At 46.4% G+C, this 3013-nt stretch carries 2 protein-coding genes and 1 pseudogene; all 3 read left to right on the top strand.

Annotated features, from left to right (window positions below):
• Entirely contained in the window at positions 1 to 153 is a 153-nt protein-coding gene (locus RMO27_RS23765; protein WP_396133626.1) for a hypothetical protein, read from the top strand.
• Between the two features lie 194 nt (positions 154 to 347).
• Positions 348 to 2504 carry a type I DNA topoisomerase gene (gene topA / locus RMO27_RS06325; RefSeq protein WP_309730655.1) on the top strand — a complete coding sequence of 719 codons (2157 nt, stop codon included), beginning with the start codon at positions 348 to 350 and terminating at the stop codon, positions 2502 to 2504.
• Between the two features lie 23 nt (positions 2505 to 2527).
• Positions 2528 to 3013 (top strand): annotated as a pseudogene (locus RMO27_RS06330) (hypothetical protein); the annotation flags it as partial.

Raw genomic sequence — 3013 nt, forward strand, 5'->3', positions numbered from 1 at the left:
ATCGCTCACCGCCAAACTGCGGCGAATTATCTCAAAGAACTCTGTGAGATTGGGGTATTGAAAGAAACTAAGGTCGGACGCGATAAACTATTTATCCATCCCCGTTTTCTCCAATTACTGACAGCGGAAAGTCATACTGTGGTTTCATATTAAGAGATAAATTTAATTGAAACCGATAAAACATTTATAATTGAGGCTTATTATTTTTTAGTTCTGTAAGTGGTAAGCACTTGCCCTTATTTATTAGCAATAGTTAGATCGTTGTGGATCGAACGATTCTCATTCTGAGAGGCTGCGTCAACGAGATTCACTCGATCGTTTAGCCGAATCTCAGTTCACCTAAATTTATGCGAAATCTGCTCATTGTTGAATCTGCTGGCAAAATCAAAAAGCTCAAAAGTATCCTCGGATCGGACTGGGATGTCAAGGCATCGATCGGGCATATTCGCCAACTCGCTAACGATGGGGATGGTGCGTTAGGCTTTGACTTGGGTGCAGACACGATCGACTGCCGCTATATCCCCCGCGACGATCGCGCCAAACAAACGATCGCCGGACTCATTGCCGCAGCCGAACGAGCAGATCGAGTATTCATCGCCTCAGATCCAGATCGGGAAGGTGAAGTCATCGGCTGGCATATCGCTCAAGTATTGAAACTAAAACAGCCCCAGCGAGTGGTCTATCAAGAGATTACCGAGTCTGCTGTCAAAAAAGCGATCGCCAGTCCTCGCTTGCTCGATATGGCTCTAGTCGAAGCAGGTAGGTGTCGCGATTGTTTGGATAAATTGGTGGGTTACAAAGGATCGCCGCTAATCTGGCGACTGAATAACGGTGCGAAGAGCGTTGGGCGAGTACAGTCCGCCACTCTCCATTTAGTCTGTCAACGAGAGCGAGAAATTCAAGCATTCATACCCCAAGATTATTGGTCGGTATTTGTAGATTATGCTGAAGGATTCAGAGCCTTTTACAATGGTACCGCCCAAGCTGTCTCACCAATAGCAGACGAAGAAACTAGTGATGATGCTGGAGCGATCGAAAAAGTCGCCGAATCGACGCGGGTATTGAGTCAAGTTGAAGCCGAAAGGTTAGTAGAGATTGGCAAATCTTGCCCCCATCAAGTTAAATTGATCGAGGGTAAACTCGCCCCTAAAAAGCCACCCGCCCCATTTATCACATCATCGCTCCAACAAGCCGCCGGATCGCGGTTGAAGTTCGCCCCCGAACACACGATGTCAATCGCCCAGAAGCTCTATGAAGCGGGGTTGATTACCTATATGAGAACTGATTCGGTCGAACTCAGTCAGGATTTTTGCACAGCCGCACGAGAATGGCTACTCGCTCATGACAAAGATAACGTACCGACCAAAGTTGCCAAACAGCGCAGTTCTAAAGATGCTCAAGAAGCCCACGAAGCGGTCAGACCGACAGATATTACCAAAGCATCCAGCGAACTCAAACAACAGCTTTCAGCAGATGAATTCGCCCTGTACTTGATGATTTGGATGCGATCGATTGCGTCTCAATGTAAACCCGCACAGATTCGTAAAACCACGATCGTTACTCAATCTGGCGAGATTCAGTGGCAAGCCAGAGGACAAATGCTGGAATTTGCTGGCTACTCTAAGTATTGGAAGGATATTAGCGGTGATGCCGTTCTGCCTAACGTCCAGCCTCAGCAACCACTCACCACAGATAATGTCAGTCACGAGCAGAAGCAGACCCAACCACCACCGCGTTACTCCGAGCCAAAACTCGTTCAATTGATGGAACGGCGCGGGATTGGTCGTCCTTCTACTTACGCTCCGACGATTGCCACACTCAAGCAGCGCAATTATGTGGAGCTAGTGAAGAGCAAAGTGCAACCGACGACCGTTGGTTTGCAAGTGGATGATTTTCTGATGCAAGCTTTACCGGAGTTGATTCAATCGGACTTCACCGCTGGAATGGAAACTCAACTTGATGCGATCTCGAAGGGTCAGCAAAAATGGCAAAGTTATCTGATTGAGTGGAACCGGAGCTATTTTGCGCCAGCATTAAGTAAAGCTACTAAGAATCTACCAGAACAGGATTATGGATCGTTTCAGGGTAAGGATTTGGAGAAATCGAGATCGAAATGTCCGACTTGTAGCAAGCCAATGTCCAAAGTTCCTACCAAAAAGGTGAAGAAGGGCTATTTTCTCAAGTGTGAGGATGGCTGCAAAGATCCAGAGGGTAAAGGGTTAGTAATGTTTTGGTCGGATCGATCGAATGAATGGCAGATTCCACAGGCGAAAACCGAACAGTCATCGCCAACGAAGTTAACAGAACATCCTTGTCCGGTTTGCCAGAAGCCGCTAGAAGAATATAGCTACAATAAGGATGGGCAATCCAAGTCGATGCTAAGGTGTTCGGATGCAGCAGCTAGAAGTAAGCCCAAACACAAGGATGTTGCTTATTTTCGCGGCAAGGAGGGGGCGTGGTGGAGTCCGAAATTGGGTAATCTTGGTGCAAATGTGGCTTCCTGACAGGCTTGAATGGATGGTAGATAATGAGCGAACGGACAGATTCAAACATCAAAAACTGGCGGATAAATTATCGAGATCGAAGTGAGTGTTATGAGTCTCAACAAGCGGCTATAGTTGCAGCAGATCTAATTATATCTAGCTGTGAAAGTGGATTTTGGGAGGGGAATTATAATTTATACCTGAGTCACGATCGAGAAGAAGCTACAGACACAGATTTACTTAACAGTCATTACTCCGCTAATGTCCTGCTCCCTACTGGTTTTGATGGCATGTATCGGCTCGATCTGTTTGTTAAAAATAAAGAAGACTGGATCTTTAAGCATGGTTCCGACCTACTTCAACAGTCAATCCTCGCTGGGTATGAATGCAATGATGGGTACTTAGCAGAGAGAGTAACCCGCGATTATCCTGGCTTTAAAGTTAACGATCGCACGTACAAAAGGGTTGACACTCCCAGTGAAAGTTGTCTTTATGCCTGCTTTGGCTATGAAAATGCTTATTGCTCATCG

It is taken from the genome of Chamaesiphon sp. OTE_75_metabat_556, from assembly GCF_031378165.1.
GTDB lineage: Bacteria > Cyanobacteriota > Cyanobacteriia > Cyanobacteriales > Chamaesiphonaceae > Chamaesiphon.